The sequence below is a fragment of the Pseudomonas sp. K5002 genome (assembly GCF_013386655.1).
Classification (GTDB): domain Bacteria; phylum Pseudomonadota; class Gammaproteobacteria; order Pseudomonadales; family Pseudomonadaceae; genus Aquipseudomonas.
The window spans coordinates 1-342 of record NZ_JACARK010001774.1 but is presented as its reverse complement, the minus strand read 5'-3'; the positions used below and the strand labels follow the sequence as shown (position 1 = coordinate 342).

1 pseudogene is annotated in these 342 nt (G+C 67.5%); it reads right to left on the bottom strand.

Annotated features, from left to right (window positions below):
- A pseudogene (locus HX846_RS39210) lies at positions 1–342 on the bottom strand (LysR family transcriptional regulator); the annotation flags it as partial.

The following is a 342-nucleotide window of genomic DNA, read 5'->3' as shown; positions in this document are numbered from 1 at the left end:
AGCGCCTGGGTCAGCACCTCGGGGCTGGCGCTGCTGTCGACCACGCCGGTTTCCAGGTCGACACTGCCATCGCGCAGCGGCGTGCTGCCTTTGTCCGGCTTGTGCACGAAGCGCAACCGCACGCCAGGCGCTTCCCGGGCGATCCGCGTCAACAGCGCCGGGCCGAAGTTTTCAACAAACCCGTCGCTGGTGCGCAAAGTGAAGGTACGTACCAGCTGGCTCACATCCAGCGTCGCAGCGGGTCGCAACACCGCTTCGGCGTCCTGCACCAACTGGCTGACCTGTTCGCGCAACGCCAGAGCGCGCGGCGTAGGTACCAGGCCGCGGCCGGCACGGACCAAT